The organism is Psychrobacillus sp. PGGUH221 (assembly GCF_042055255.1).
Lineage (GTDB): Bacteria > Bacillota > Bacilli > Bacillales_A > Planococcaceae > Psychrobacillus.
The window spans coordinates 146,445-158,634 of the sequence record NZ_JAQMHQ010000005.1; the positions used below are offsets into that span (position 1 = coordinate 146,445).

The 12,190-nt window shown below is 35.5% G+C and carries 17 protein-coding genes; 9 read left to right on the plus strand and 8 right to left on the minus strand.

Features of this window, described 5'->3' with window-relative positions:
* Positions 1–14 precede the first annotated feature (14 nt).
* Positions 15–944, plus strand: coding sequence for a DsbA family protein (locus PGC35_RS09890; RefSeq protein ID WP_375219029.1), 930 nt, complete (start codon positions 15–17; stop codon positions 942–944).
* Between the two features lie 138 nt (positions 945–1,082).
* Here the strand turns inward: PGC35_RS09890 and PGC35_RS09895 are convergent, their stop codons facing one another.
* Both PGC35_RS09895 and PGC35_RS09900 read right to left on the minus strand, forming a co-directional pair.
* Positions 1,083–1,559: a cupin domain-containing protein gene (locus PGC35_RS09895; protein ID WP_375219030.1), complete on the minus strand. Its 477-nt coding sequence runs from the start codon at positions 1,557–1,559 to the stop codon at positions 1,083–1,085.
* A gap of 2 nt (positions 1,560–1,561) precedes the next feature.
* Positions 1,562–2,149: a histidine phosphatase family protein gene (locus PGC35_RS09900; RefSeq protein ID WP_056831032.1), complete on the minus strand. Its 588-nt coding sequence runs from the start codon at positions 2,147–2,149 to the stop codon at positions 1,562–1,564.
* A gap of 120 nt (positions 2,150–2,269) precedes the next feature.
* Here PGC35_RS09900 and PGC35_RS09905 point away from each other — a divergent pair, with 120 nt between their 5' ends.
* On the plus strand, positions 2,270–3,028 hold the full coding sequence (locus tag PGC35_RS09905) for a MerR family transcriptional regulator (protein ID WP_375219031.1): 759 nt from the start codon (positions 2,270–2,272) through the stop codon (positions 3,026–3,028).
* Between the two features lie 308 nt (positions 3,029–3,336).
* Here PGC35_RS09905 and PGC35_RS09910 read toward each other — a convergent pair whose 3' ends face one another.
* Together PGC35_RS09910 and PGC35_RS09915 are read right to left on the minus strand one after the other, a co-directional pair.
* Entirely contained in the window at positions 3,337–3,753 is a 417-nt protein-coding gene (locus tag PGC35_RS09910; protein ID WP_375219170.1) for an NUDIX hydrolase, read from the minus strand.
* A 23-nt stretch (positions 3,754–3,776) separates the two neighbouring features.
* Entirely contained in the window at positions 3,777–4,112 is a 336-nt protein-coding gene (locus PGC35_RS09915; RefSeq protein ID WP_375219032.1) for an MGMT family protein, read from the minus strand.
* Between the two features lie 155 nt (positions 4,113–4,267).
* On the opposite strand from PGC35_RS09915, the gene PGC35_RS09920 reads away from it, so the two are divergent.
* The 3 genes from PGC35_RS09920 (at position 4,268) to PGC35_RS09930 (ending at position 6,325) form a co-directional block, all read left to right on the plus strand.
* Complete coding sequence (locus PGC35_RS09920; protein ID WP_053591550.1) at positions 4,268–4,591, plus strand: PadR family transcriptional regulator; 324 nt, start codon at positions 4,268–4,270, stop codon at positions 4,589–4,591.
* The gene (locus PGC35_RS09925) at positions 4,584–5,621 is read left to right on the plus strand and encodes a DUF4097 family beta strand repeat-containing protein (protein ID WP_375219033.1); all 1,038 of its coding nucleotides are present in this window, start codon (positions 4,584–4,586) and stop codon (positions 5,619–5,621) included. Before PGC35_RS09920 ends, PGC35_RS09925 begins: the two co-directional genes overlap by 8 nt.
* A gap of 323 nt (positions 5,622–5,944) precedes the next feature.
* The gene (locus PGC35_RS09930) at positions 5,945–6,325 is read left to right on the plus strand and encodes a YmaF family protein (RefSeq protein ID WP_053591548.1); all 381 of its coding nucleotides are present in this window, start codon (positions 5,945–5,947) and stop codon (positions 6,323–6,325) included.
* A 151-nt stretch (positions 6,326–6,476) separates the two neighbouring features.
* On the opposite strand, the gene PGC35_RS09935 is transcribed toward PGC35_RS09930, so the two are convergent.
* The 4 genes from PGC35_RS09935 to PGC35_RS09950 form a co-directional block, all read right to left on the minus strand.
* Positions 6,477–7,094 carry a trimeric intracellular cation channel family protein gene (locus tag PGC35_RS09935; protein WP_056831042.1) on the minus strand — a complete coding sequence of 206 codons (618 nt, stop codon included), beginning with the start codon at positions 7,092–7,094 and terminating at the stop codon, positions 6,477–6,479.
* Positions 7,095–7,175: 81 nt separating this feature from the next.
* Positions 7,176–8,357: an amidohydrolase gene (locus tag PGC35_RS09940; protein WP_375219034.1), complete on the minus strand. Its 1,182-nt coding sequence runs from the start codon at positions 8,355–8,357 to the stop codon at positions 7,176–7,178.
* 15 nt (positions 8,358–8,372) lie between these two features.
* The gene (locus PGC35_RS09945; protein WP_375219035.1) at positions 8,373–8,564 is read right to left on the minus strand and encodes a hypothetical protein; all 192 of its coding nucleotides are present in this window, start codon (positions 8,562–8,564) and stop codon (positions 8,373–8,375) included.
* Positions 8,565–8,853: 289 nt separating this feature from the next.
* Positions 8,854–9,336, minus strand: a complete 483-nt coding sequence (locus tag PGC35_RS09950; RefSeq protein WP_375219036.1) for a hypothetical protein — start codon at positions 9,334–9,336, stop codon at positions 8,854–8,856.
* A gap of 241 nt (positions 9,337–9,577) precedes the next feature.
* On the opposite strand from PGC35_RS09950, the gene PGC35_RS09955 reads away from it, so the two are divergent.
* From PGC35_RS09955 to PGC35_RS09970, 4 genes are all read left to right on the plus strand, one after another.
* Positions 9,578–9,838: a hypothetical protein gene (locus tag PGC35_RS09955; protein ID WP_375219037.1), complete on the plus strand. Its 261-nt coding sequence runs from the start codon at positions 9,578–9,580 to the stop codon at positions 9,836–9,838.
* Positions 9,839–9,964: 126 nt separating this feature from the next.
* Complete coding sequence (locus tag PGC35_RS09960) at positions 9,965–10,849, plus strand: GNAT family N-acetyltransferase (protein WP_375219038.1); 885 nt, start codon at positions 9,965–9,967, stop codon at positions 10,847–10,849.
* Between the two features lie 18 nt (positions 10,850–10,867).
* Positions 10,868–11,431: a GNAT family N-acetyltransferase gene (locus PGC35_RS09965; RefSeq protein ID WP_375219039.1), complete on the plus strand. Its 564-nt coding sequence runs from the start codon at positions 10,868–10,870 to the stop codon at positions 11,429–11,431.
* A 2-nt stretch (positions 11,432–11,433) separates the two neighbouring features.
* Positions 11,434–11,886 carry a MarR family winged helix-turn-helix transcriptional regulator gene (locus PGC35_RS09970; protein ID WP_375219040.1) on the plus strand — a complete coding sequence of 151 codons (453 nt, stop codon included), beginning with the start codon at positions 11,434–11,436 and terminating at the stop codon, positions 11,884–11,886.
* Positions 11,887–12,190 lie beyond the last annotated feature (304 nt).

Here is a 12,190-nt window from a genome sequence, read left to right on the forward strand (position 1 = left end):
AAAGAGGAACAGATATGACGAATAAAAACGCTATGATGTGTGACTTAGAAACGGGTATATGTGGTCCTGTTGATGAAGGAAATACTGCAATGGGGCTAATCGACCTAACTGCACTAAACAAAAAAATAGATGTATATTATGTTACGGATCCAATTTGTTCACACTGTTGGGCTCTAGAACCCACATTACGTAAATTTGTAGAAGAATACGGAAATTATATTAATATGCATATTTTAATGGGTGGTCTACTCGAAAAATGGGATGGATTTGCAGATGTTGCTAATGGAATTTCTGGACCAGCGGATGTTGCTGCCCATTGGCGAGAGGTAGGAGACCACACTCGTATGCCAATAGATGGATCATTTTGGTTAGAAGACCCTGTGTCATCTTCTTATATTCCATCTCGTGTATTTAAAACCATTCAACAACTAGATGCAAACTTAGCACCTATCTTTTTACGTAAAGCGAGAGAAACAGTATTTCCATTCAATAAAAACATTGCAAGTGATGAAGTATTAATCGACATCATCAATGAAATGGGATTAAAAGGTGAGGAAATTGTGAAAGAATCTCACCTTGCAGCAGCACAAGCTAGCCTGGAAGAAGATTTTAAAATGGTTAGTAAATTAGGTGTTCGAGGATTCCCTACTATTATTTTCTTAAACGAAGAACAAAAAGGAGTTAAAGTGGTAGGGGCCCGTCCATATGAATATTATGTGCAAGCATTACAACAAATGCTTCCTGATGAAAATATTCAACCTAAGAAGGCTCCAAAGCTACAAAATATATTAGTAAAAGAAGAGCTATTATTCTCCCGTGAAATTGAAGAATTATATGGCTTAGATCAACAGGATATTGCTTCATTTGTTGAAAAGGAATTAGTCGAAGGATCCTATTATGTGGATAGAGTACTTGGAGAGAATTATTTTAAGCTGAATAAATAAATAGGAAAATGCCCTCAAGTTTTAGTCTTGAGGGCATTTTAGTGATTACTTTTGCATTGTCGTTAATTACTTTCATATTAAAGTTCGTCTTTTACATCGTTTCTTACCCAACCACATTGGTCTCTCTTTGCCAATACCTTATAATTTTTCATACGCCAGCTTACGAATGATTTGTTCATGCTGTGGATATTTGTCTAATAACTCGCTTTGAGTAAAAAGCTCAAAATCTTCATATTCAAATCCTGGTGCAACCATGCATCCAACGAGAGAAAAAGATCCATTCTCCATAACCGAAGATCCGAAAATAGAGTTTTTCGGTACAAGGACTTGTGGGGTTTCTCCATTTTCAATATCCAACCCTACCCTGTGCTCTACGTAGTTACCATCCTCATCAATCACATGCACTAATAACGAGCTACCACCATGAAAGTACCATAGTTCATCGGACTTCAGACGATGAAAGTGTGATACATCATCAGCTCCTAGTAAAAAGTAAATGCTAGTATATAACTTTCTACTGCTTACTGATTCTTCCGAGGCAAAGGTACTTTTAAAATATCCTCCTTCTGGATGAGGTTCTAACCCAAGCTGTTTTATGTAATATTCTGCATCCATCATTAAACTTCCCTCGCTTCTAAGTGCTTCATACAATTAAACAAATGACATAAATTTTTATTTTCCTTTAATTCAACTACCGTTACAGATGTATTCCCAATATCCTTTGAAAATTCTCCATTAGGAATAAGTGCATTTAATAGTCTACTAATGAAGCCTCCGTGACTTACCACCAATACCCGTTTGCCTGGATGTGCTTGTTTCACATCTTCTATAAAAGACATCCCTCGAGAAATAATGACCTCATCTGGCTCAAATCCCAAGTCCTGATCTCTCCATGCTGCTCCCCATTTGGCTACACGTTCTTCTTCGGTCGTTCCTTCTATTATGCCCCCACCAATTTCCCCTAACCGCTTATCTGTAAAAAGTTCAGCGCCAGATTGTTTTTCGGCTATGATCTCTGCAGTTTTTTTCGCTCGAACTAATGGACTTGTATAAATGACATCCCATTCTTCCAATTGAATTCTATCGGCAACGCGCTCTGCCATTTCAATTCCTTCCTCATCTAACGGAACATCTGTATTTCCTTGCGCTCTTCCTTCTTTGTTCCAAGCTGTCACTCCATGCCGTACAAACCCTATTGTTGTCATATACTATTGCCCCCTCATACTTAGTTCTTTAAGTATAATAAAATGAAACAAAATGAACAATTCATACTTGACCTTGACGTTGCGTAAAGGTTTAGACTGTAGTTATTAGGAGGTGATAGCGTGGAATATACGGTGCAAAAGCTTGGCCAGCTTGCAGGAATTAGTACGAGGACTCTTCGATATTATGACGAGATCGGACTACTTAAGCCCGCACGTATTAATTCATCTGGTTACCGTATTTATGGGTCTGCCGAAATAGATAAATTGCAACAAATTTTGTTTTATAGGGAGCTTGGAGTGAAGCTAGATCTGATTAAAGAAATTATGACTTCTGTTTCATTCGACCGTTCCATTGCACTGAAAGAACATCGAGAAAAACTGTTAGAAAAAAGAACACAATTGGATTTATTAATTGCAAACGTCGATAAATCCATTCAACAAACGGAGAGGGGAATTATCATGTCAGATAAAGAGAAATTTGAAGGGTTTAAGCAAAAACTGGTGGAAGACAATGAGAAACAATATGGGAAAGAAATTCGTGAAAAGTACGGAGAGGAAGCAGTAAATAAATCCAACGCAAAAGTTAAAGGAATGACACAAGCTCAGTATGAGGAAGTTACGAATTTAGCGGAGGAGATTGCAGTAAATTTAAAAGCAGCAATGGCAACTGGTGACCCGAATAGTGAACTTGCTCAAAAGACAGCAGATTTACATCGTCAATGGCTAAGCTTTTACTGGAACGAGTATACGAAAGAGGCACATGCAGGTGTTGCTCAAATGTATGTGGACGATGAACGGTTTACCGCATATTATGATAAAATTCAACCTGGTGCGGCTGAGTTTTTAAGAGATGCGGTTCACATATACACAAAAAACTAAAAGCAGATTATAGACAAACTCAGTTTTAGGTGTATAAAGTTGTATATTAAATTCGGCAAGGACCCCCACTTCGCTTTCCGTGGGCTTGGCTTCAGCCTCCTCGTCACTGCGTTCCTGCGGGGTCTTCTGCTCAAGCTGTTCCCACAGGAGTCTTCGTGGTGGCACTTGCCTTATAAACAATTCCTTATAGATATCTACTAACTTTATTTTTAATTGAATAAAGCAACCTATTTCGAAATATTCATTTTATTCATAATCGTTTAAAAAATACTTTTGTCGTCAATCTGAACTAAAAGGCATATTGCCTTTTAGTTTTTTTGCATGGAGATAACTGTTTGGATAATGTCTACATCTTCAGGATAGGCAAGAGGCAGCTTAGAAAGTTGTTCCACTGGTTGCCAAGCAATTTCATGAATAAATTCGTCTGGATCCTGAATTGTAATTTCTCCGCTGACTATTTCGACTAAGAAATAATCTACTTTGTAGGATATTCCATAGTCACTCAGTACCCCACTTTTGTAATGAACATTTTCCAATGTACGTACTCTGAAACCTGTTTCCTCCCAAAACTCTCTTTCGCAGCATTCTTCAAATGTTTCTCCTTCTTCTAGTGTGCCTGATGGAACAGTCCATTTCTTCTCTTCTCCCGGAGCAGCTTGAAGTACCATTAAAATTTCATTTTGATCATTTATACAAATTCCTGCTGCACCTTGCCAGCTAAACATATCCATTCCATTTCCTCTTCTCTTTAAATAAGATCTTCTTCAAATATAAGTACCTCAGATGCAAATCTGGACTTTTCTAAATCCACAAGACCATTTTGTCGAAAGCAAACTCCCTCATCTTCTAACATAGTCCTTTGTGAATAAGCAGACTCTTCATCCGGAATGGCAATTTCTCCTTTTGCATTAACCACACGGTGCCAAGGTAAACTGTGCTTGGCACTCATTGAATGCAGAATGCGCACTACTTGTCTTGCTCCCCTAGGACTCCCTGCAATCTTAGCAATTTGCCCATATGTCATGACCTTCCCTGCGGGAATCGACTTTATTATTTCAATAACTCTTTCGGTAAAAGGGTTCATCACGTATCAATCCTTTCATTAATTCCGATTATAACTGATTCCTGACAAATATTTTATACTATTTTACTTAGTACCTTGCATAGAATAATACTAAATGATATATTACTATCAAAGGTACTGTTTATTGGATAGTAGTGAAGGGAGTGAAAGAAAAAATGAATATCCAGTTTAAAAAAGGCGTATTGAACCTTTGTGTGCTAGTTCTATTAGATAAACAAGATCGTTATGGATATGAGCTTGTCCAAAAAATATCAGATCAAATCTCTATATCGGAGGGCTCTGTTTATCCATTACTACGTCGATTGACAAAGGAAGGTTACTTCACAACTTATTTACAAGAATCCACAGAAGGTCCACCACGAAAGTATTACAAGCTGACAGAGTTAGGAAGAACTTATTTACATGAACAGTTAAATGAATGGAAAACCTTTACAAATGGTGTAAACAATCTAATCGAAGAAGGTGTAAAAAATGACTGAACAACAATTTCTAAGGGAACTGGAGCTTGCTTTAACGAAACTACCTACGGAAGAACGAAATGATATTCTATCAGACATAAAAGAATATTTTAGAAACGGTCGTGAAGATGGAAAAACGGAAAGCGACATCGCCGTTTCTCTAGGCTCTCCAAAAGAAATAGCACAGGAGATCCTAGAAAGCCATGTACCAGAAAAAATAGAAACAACCAATAAAATGATACACGTTCCTCACTCTAATTTTTCTAACGTGATGATGGATATAGATTATGGCTCTCTTAATGTTTTTCCTTCTGAAACAGATGAAACGTTTATTGAATTAATAGGTGAAAATGAAAAATTAGAACTAACAGCGGATGTAGTAAATGATACATTGTCGATTCAATTAAAAACAAAGAAATTCAATTTTTTTAGCTTTTTGTTCCTGATTAAAGAAATGAAAGTGAACGTAGCACTGCCGAAGAAACTATATTCGTCCATCGTCATGAAAACGGATAACGGTCGTATTCGAGCAGAAAAAATTCTTGGGAAAACAATAAAGGTTACTTCTGACAACGGAAGTATTGGTTTAAAAGAATTTGCCTCTACTGTTTTAGATGTAGAAACAGACAATGGTCGAATTGATTTGGAAAAAATTCAAGTCGATAAGCTTTCTACTCAAACGGATAATGGACGTATTGAACTCCGAAATATAGATGCTATACAAATTCGAGCAAAAACGGATAACGGACGAATTATGATGGAATATGTAAACGGTGATATCACTGGGAAAACAGATAACGGTAGAATCTCCCTGCTGACTACTACCTTGGATCGTATGATTGATCTTGAGACAGATAACGGTAGTATTCTTGTAGAAGCTGAAAATGAACCTACAAATGTAACGATTCTGGCCAAGACAGATTTTGGAGGAATTAATATTTTGGGTGAAAAAAACTCACGTACAGTGATTGGTCTAGGAACAAATAAAGTTAAGCTTTCTTCTGATAATGGTAAAATTACAGTAATTACGAAAAGTCGAGCAATGAATTAATTATAAAAGAGCGTTTGTATAAGCCCAATTATACGACGCTCTTTATTAGTTTTAATAACGAAAGAAAGTGTAACCTTTGAAAAAAGATTGATTAAATTTATGCAGAATCATCAAAATCTAAGTATAAACAAACCTCGTAATTCAACTTTTATAAAACATTTCATTGTTCAACAAAAAAATGTCACTCCTTCTTGAATCAACGCCATCGTACTTGTGATCATGTCCTAAAAGGAGATTGTACTACTCTCATTTTTAATACAGTTTGTATCCTTATTTATCTCAATTACATAAGTTATTGAAAATAGCAAAAAGGAGTTGTACATTTGGAAATCCCTGTTTCTGGATTCATGTATCATTCAGACGATTCGGATCCTCAGCATTCCCACCAACTTTTTATCACTTCATGGGATGGCAGACCCGTCCCTGCCCATGTCCACGAATTTAGAGGAGTTACTTCTTTTGATGCGGGACATAATCACAGGTACGCTGGAATTACTGAACCAGCACCAAGTGGAGTCCAACACACTCATCGATACTTTACCTTTACATCTGTGGACGATCAACATCAACACGAAATTCGTGGAGTTACTGGTCCAGCTATTCCTCTTCCTAATGGCGGTCATTATCATGAGTTTAGTGGGGTTACTACTATAGATGGAATGAATCCTCATAGGCACAATTATAGCGGGAGAACTAGTTTATAAGCATTTGGGGTTTATACAAGTATGAGCATAAACAATACAACTTAAAGATACGAATAGTTTTTGAAATTTTCTCGGTTGATGTTATAAAAAGTTTTAATATTACGCCAACCTTCCCAAAGTATTGTTTTGAAGGCTAGCAATATCTTGTTTTTTATTTGCCCATACTTCTTTTATTTTCAATGTTGCGTGGTAAATTCCAGTTAAAATAGACGGATAATAGCCTTAATATAACAATTACGATTAAGAGGGAATATGTGGCATAGGGACCTCGTATCCAATTTAAACCAATGGCGAGACCAGCTAATACTGCCCATAAGGCATAAATTTCTGAACGAAAAATCATCGGTTTTCGACCTGCAAACACATCTCTTATAATCCCACCACCTGCTCCTGTCATGGAAGCAGCTATAATTACTGCAATTAATGGAGCATCAATAGATACAGCATAATTTGCACCTTGAATGGCGAATGCTGCTAAACCAATGGCATCAAAAAACACTACCCAATTTTTCCAATTACTTATCCTTTCATTCGGCAGTATATAAACTATAGTAATAGTCACAAATGCTATTTCAAATAAATAACCTTGTAACCATATATTCTCAATTGGTATTCCAATTAATAAATTTCTAACAAGACCGCCTCCGAATGCGGTTGTAAATCCTAAAAAGTAAATACCTAATATATCATAATCCTCTTCTATTGCGACAAGGACACCACTTATCGCAAAAGCAATGGTACCAATGATGTTAAGAATATCCCAAGTCAAAGCGTCGATTCCTCCTTTCTATATGTCCCGGTTTAATCGCAAAAGAGTCGTTCAAAATGAAATTTGAACGACACTACTTTTTTATTCTTGCATACTACAAACAACTTGTCCGACCGCTTTTGCTGCAACTAAAAGAGAATCTTCGTCGATATCAAATTTGGGATTATGGTTGAAATATGGCTTATCAACGCCTTTTGGTGTACACCCGATATAAAAGAAACAAGCAGGGAACTTTTCTGCATAGTAAGCAAAATCTTCGGAAGGTGCCATTGGCGGAACTTCTTTTACTTCTGTGATTTCTTTTATAGTCGCATTTTTAAGTGCTACTGCCACTTTTTCTGTAAGTTCAGGATTATTGTACAAAGGCGGATAGTCTGGTGTATACGTAAGTTTACAACTTACACCGAACTCTTCCTCCAGGCCTTTGACAAGTCGTTTTACTTCACGTTCAATCGTTTCTTTCGTTTCAACAGTCATGTAACGGATATCACCTTCAAGCTCTACGCTATCTTTTATCACATTAAAGGTACCAGCTCCATCAAACGATCCAATTGTAATTACCCCTATGTCAAATGGACTTAGTCGGCGGCTTATGATGGTTTGAACTGCGGTTACAAAATGAGCACCCGCAACAATTGCATCATTTGCTAAATGTGGCGAAGAACCATGCCCACCTTGGCCTTGAATTTTCAATTTCATGTAGGCCCTTCCATTAAAAGCATAGCCTTTATTGTAACCAACCATTCCAACAGGAGCAATTGGCAGTAAGTGAATTCCATACACTTCATCTAAATCATCCAACAGTCCAGATTCGACTATACTTTTCGCTCCACCTGGTGGAACCTCTTCAGCATGCTGATGAATTATTTTAATAGTTCCGGATAGTTCTGATTTCAGTTGAATTAAACAGTCTGCCAGAACTAACAAGTAAGCTGTATGACCATCATGTCCGCATGCATGCATGACGCCCTCATTTTTCGACTTGAAAGTAACGGGCGTTTCTTCTACAATTGGAAGCGCATCAAAATCTGCCCGTAATCCAATTGTTTTTCCTGGTTTTCCTCCTACTATTGTTACAATAATTCCGTAACCATTTCCGACGTTTGTTTGTACCTCGACGTTTTTTCCTTTGTAAAAGTTCACAATATATTGAGCCGTTTTTTCTTCTTTAAATGATAATTCAGGATGTTCATGTAAAAAACGGCGAATTTGAATCATTTCATCTTTACGTTCATCCAACATTTTCATTAATTTTTCTCTCATATCTGACAAACTCCTTTATGAAGCTTCATTTTTGCCTGCATTATTTGGAACCATGAAGATAATTGATAACAATGCGATGACTGCGAAAATTACATTTGCAATAATTCCTCCAGTTGCAACTGCATCTACTCCGCTTTTGTCTGCAATCATAACATATACTGTCGCTGAGATTGCAACTCCGAAAGCTGAACCAAGGGAGCTCCCCATTTTAGTATCTCCCTTATTATATCTCTTATAATTGAAAGATTTTGCAATCCAGGGTATGCATCGAAATAACATAGGGAACTCAAACCTAGAAACGAGCCTTAATTAGGGGAATTTGAAGTTTGATCACTTGTATAAACCCCTATCAAAACACATCTTGAATCAGTACTTTACGATAAATATAAAGAATGGATTCTTAATCCAAATTCTGCGTTTCTGCCTTTCAAATCTTTTTTCATATTTCTTCTTTAACTATCCTGCCTTGTTAGTTGAAGAACATATACGAATTTAGTCACAAGGAAAAAATGAAGTCACCTAAATTATTTGGTTTATTTTTCGTAATTCTTGCTTCTATTAAAGGTCCCGTTTTTATAAAAAGATAAGAATCTTCAAATTCAAATACAAGTGTGGTTAAGACTTCGATATTCTCATCTTTATATCCGTATCCGCTTACTTTATTAATCAAATTATCTTTAAAATAAAATAGTGAGCCAATTATGATATGTTGATGTGGCGAAATGTCTGGTTCTTCCACATAGTCTAACGGTTCAGGGGTTTCCTGTTCGTTCATGATGAGGTGATCATCACCATCCTCGTCTTCAAACCAATTTATATTCCAATACCAAATTTCTAAAGTATCTGGGTTATTAATCTTTAAAACATATTCTGAAGAAAAAAGAACCAAATCATCTCCTCTAACATGAAGTTGAGTTGCATATATACCTTTCAATAAACATCCCTGCAACTGCTTAAGACTTTGCCATTCTATTTTCATTTTTTCATCCTCTTTTCCTTACTGTGTACTTCAACTAAACTGCCCGTTAGTTGAGCCAAAGTTACAATCTTCCTAATGAATTAAATGGGTTAATAATAAATATAAAAAAATGGAACATTCCAGTTTATGGTTCGTATTACAAATATACCTTCAGTTAGTGATTTCATCATAAAAACATTGGTAAATGAGGTGTACCCTGCTTGATACTAATCTTAGTGAGCAGAATGGAGAGGAAAATAATATGATAAGACCAAATAGTAAATACGCAGCATATTCACTAATTTTAAGTATTATAGCTTTTGGTTTAATGCTTTCTCATTTCTTTTCGTCTTATATAAAAGATTTACCATTCATTTTTGATATTGCTTTTATTTTATTAGGAATATCGTTTCTTCTATCTTCTAATACCGAAATAAATAGCAGAAAATCTTTTTATACCTACTTGATATTTGGAACTGTAATTATTGTTATTTCTTTACTTAATATTTATAAACAACTTTAATTCAAAATCGTTTGGCTTTCGATATGACAGGAATGAATATATCAACTATTGCATCCTAGAGATATTTAATATATATTTTATGCATATAAATAGTTTATACACATAAAATATTTAAGGAGTTTATTTATGAGCGTTTCTTATACGGTGGAGAAAGACTATAAAAATAACAAAAAATTAAGAGAAAGCTTCAATGATTTAGCCAGTTCTATATTCGGTATCCATTTTGAATCTTGGTTTGAACATGGCTATTGGTCGCACAAATATATACCTTATTCTTTTACTAATGAAAATAAGGTGATAGCAAATGCTTCGGTTAATCTTATCGACGTAGTAATTGATAATGAAATCAAGAAAGCAGTACAAATCGGAACTGTTATGACTGATCCTACTTATCGTAAACAAGGTCTTGCCAGAAAGCTGATGGAGATAATTTTAGAAGATTATAAGGATGTCGATTTCTTCTATTTGTTTGCTAATTCTAACGTTCTAGATTTTTATCCAAAATTCGGTTTTGACGTGTATGAGGAGACACAATATTCCATGAAATTTAATGGAAGTAGCAACTATAATAATGGCTTAAAAAAATTATCTGGACATGACAAAGAAGATTTAACGTTCATCTTTGACCACTCTTCAAAAGGTAAATTTGTATCTGACTTTTTCGCAACAAGGAATACGAATGAACTCTTAATGTTTTATTGTATGTACGTATTTCCAGAGAATATCTTTTATATTCCACAAGAAGATGTGATTGTCCTATGTAATAATGAAGGTAACACTTTACATATTTTTGATGTGTTATGCGAGCATTCATATAATATAACTGAGTTAGCTAAGTATTTAGCTAATGAAGATACGAGCGACATTTTGCTTCATTTTACTCCCATAGGCGACACAACCATGTTTACAACTAAACCTTTTAAAGACAGTGAAACATTGTTTGTAAAATATAATCATCCACACACAAGATTACCTAAACATTTTAAACACCCTATTACATCACAGGCTTAAGAAAGGAAGATGTTACTTATGATTAACGATACATTTCCAATAATTGAAACAGAGCGTTTAATACTTACAGAAATAAAAAAAGAACATGCAGAAGATATGTTCCAATACTTATCAGATCCAGAAGTTATGAAATATTATGGGATAAGCCCTTTTACTACGATTCAGGATGCTTTGGACGAAATGGATTGGTACAATCACATTCGTCTAGCGAAGAAAGGGATTCGATGGGGAGTATCTCTGAAAGAAAGTCATCAAATTATCGGAAGCTGCGGTTTCCTAAATTGGGAGCAAAAACATTTCCGCGCAGATATCGGGGCAGAATTGTCTAGAGAGCATTGGGGAAAAGGCATCATGTCGGAGGTTTTCCAGGCTATACTTAGTTACGGATTTCAAAGGATGAATTTAGAACGCATTCAGGCAATTATTGAACCTTTAAACATTGCATCACAAAAGCTAGCAGAAAAAAATGGATTTGTTAATGAAGGATTACTTAGAAAGTATGAATATGGAGATGGGAAATTCGATGATTTATTTATGTATTCTATCTTACGGGAAGAGTTCCAGATAAAGAAGTGCTTATAGAAATGGAAGACATAAAAGAAATCAGTGTGTATGTGAAGGAAGCTTTTGCTTTATTAGAAAAAGTAAATTCACAAGTTGCAAAAGAATTTGCCGCATTATTAGAGAACGAATTAACGCCAAAGCAACTCCTTATCCTACGTACTGTTCGGGATGAGAAAAGCATAACAGCAAATGAATTATCGGAGAGGTTATCATTATCACCCAGCTCTGTCAGTCAACTATTAAATAGATTGGAAGCAGGAAAATACCTCAAAAGAGAAATCAATGTAAACAATCGCCGAGAAGTTATCGTGATATTGGGTGACGAAGGTAAGTCGCTTTTTAAAGAATATGAAAAAATCGATGAATCCATTATTGAAAAATATTATTCGGAGTTTACAATTGATGAGGTCAAGACTTTCAAAAATCTTGTGCTAAAATTATATAACACCATTGAGTCGAAGAAGGGCTCGTAAATAGCATCCGAACATTTATTAAAGATTAAAATATCCCCATACAGTTAAAGAAGAGCCCGTATAGTTAGATAACGGGACTCTTCTTTTATTTTAAAAACAGCTATTTGGTTTCGATTTATCTTCACTTTGATCAAATTGGTTGTAATTCAGACATATCTCCCCCTTCTACGTAACTAACATCCGTAACAAGAGGAAAAACAGATGGGCTCGGTTTGAATATAATCATTTTTATTATCTGGACAGAAAAATTTTTTTCCGGTCACATTTCTGTTTATTCGGTCAGAAATTTCTTTATCCAGTCATA